This is a genomic window from Pseudomonadota bacterium (assembly GCA_018242545.1).
Classification (GTDB): Bacteria; Pseudomonadota; Alphaproteobacteria; order 16-39-46; family 16-39-46; genus 16-39-46.
This window is the reverse complement of record JAFEBT010000118.1, coordinates 1-1560: the sequence shown is the minus strand read 5'-3', so window position 1 is coordinate 1560 and position 1560 is coordinate 1. Positions and strand designations below refer to the sequence as shown.

The following is a 1560-nucleotide window of genomic DNA, read 5'->3' as shown; positions in this document are numbered from 1 at the left end:
TTCTGTTGTTGGAGTTGGAGCATTAAAAGGAGTTGGGTATGTCGCAAAGCTTCCAGGCACTCAAAGAGCTGTTGACTTTGTTTCAAAAGGAGGTTCAAGACTTATTGAAGCTCTGAACTTGCGGAAGGTTGTCTCTTCAACATCAGTATGGTTAGAGCCACCCGTTATTCGAGGAATGAAGATTGAAAAAATGCGAGGGCAAAATCTTCATAAAAATTTTACAAGAGTAGATAGATGGAACCCTTTAAAGGGTATTGCTACTAGTATTAAGAGCCTTAATGTATATGATGTTACCTATCAAAACTCGAAAAGGTTAATGTACAAGCTAAGAAGATATGTACGAGAAGTTTCAGAATTTAAAGGAGCAGAGTTGGGTATAGATATAATTGAAGCTCATCAAATTAAGCTTTTAGAACTAGAAGTAGCTGTTCCTAGTCTTGGAACTCCTGCTCAACAAAAAGTTTTTGAAGAAATAATAACTTATGGCATGGAGCGCAAAGTTGATGTAAAAATTATTGTGATTCCTAAATAGGGATTCATGAAACTTTACAAAAGGTATAATTATGGAATTTATAAAAAGTGCAACTGCGTATCAATTAAAGGATAAAGTATTTATACAAGGTTATTCCAGAACAACAATAGGTTTTACTAGGCTTACTGGAACCGTATTTGTAGCAGAAGATAATAATAATTTAGACTTAGGCAATGCAGTTATTAATGCCTTAAATGATTGTAAAACAGGAGTATATCATGAAACTCTTGAAGAATATGATCAAAAGAAAGATCCTATGATTATTACAACAAGAATGAAGACGTGGAATGCTCTTATGAAACTTTCTAAAAATGTACATATTAAGATGCCTACAATTGACCGAATTACATTTACACCGATGCGTTTCTTAGGTACTTCGGGAAATAAAAAAGGATATACGTGGATAACAGATAAAATGATTAAATCTGACTTAGACCCAGAGCATCTTGGACATGCCTTATTACAGGCCTTAGCTTTAAGTGAAAATCCCTATTTGGAAGAAGCAAAGTAAGGTTTTTAATTTTGTGGGAAGATTTCTAAATATTTACGCTTTATAAATTTAAAAGAAAAAATTTGAGAGATGGAAAAGCTTTAGGTTGGACCCAAGCTCAATATAGAGAAAAATTAGAAATGTTTATGGCTAAAGAGCGCAGTCTTCTTAAAAAAGGAGATAAAGTTCTTTACCATGCAAAACCATAGGTAAAACAATGACTGTTTATGAAAATAAGCCATATATTTGGGATGAACCTTACAGGTTTCCTAACAAAGCTATAGGGGATTATGATTGGAGGATTCGCAAAACTAATAGATTAGATTTTATGAAAGGAAAGAGATTAGACCTTAAAAACGCAGACTTAATCCTTTCAGTTGGGATAACAACGGAACAACTTTTAAAATATGATTGCCTGCCAAACAACTTTGGTGCTCCGCTAGTTAATGAAAAGGTTTTAAATACTTTAAAGGTCCTTTGTCCTGATAACGTCCCGTCAAGTGGTGTAAAATTAGATTGAGTCATTGTCAGACTCGGA

Annotated in this window: 3 protein-coding genes; all 3 read left to right on the top strand. The window is 33.7% G+C overall.

Annotated elements, in window-relative coordinates:
- Window positions 1-532: hypothetical protein (locus JSS34_08885; GenBank protein MBS0186409.1), on the top strand; the 532-nt coding region annotated here is incomplete at its 5' end.
- A gap of 31 nt (window positions 533-563) precedes the next feature.
- A complete protein-coding gene (locus tag JSS34_08880) occupies window positions 564-1043 on the top strand; it encodes a hypothetical protein (protein ID MBS0186408.1) in 480 nt (159 codons plus the stop codon).
- Between the two features lie 196 nt (window positions 1044-1239).
- Entirely contained in the window at window positions 1240-1542 is a 303-nt protein-coding gene (locus JSS34_08875) for a hypothetical protein (protein MBS0186407.1), read from the top strand.
- Window positions 1543-1560 lie beyond the last annotated feature (18 nt).

What these genes read in the sequence shown, in the direction of transcription:
- JSS34_08880 (MBS0186408.1), top strand. Translation starts at nt 564, where the DNA reads ATGGAATTTATAAAAAGTGCAACTGCGTATCAATTAAAGGATAAAGTA.
- JSS34_08875 (MBS0186407.1), top strand. Translation starts at nt 1,240, where the DNA reads ATGACTGTTTATGAAAATAAGCCATATATTTGGGATGAACCTTACAGG.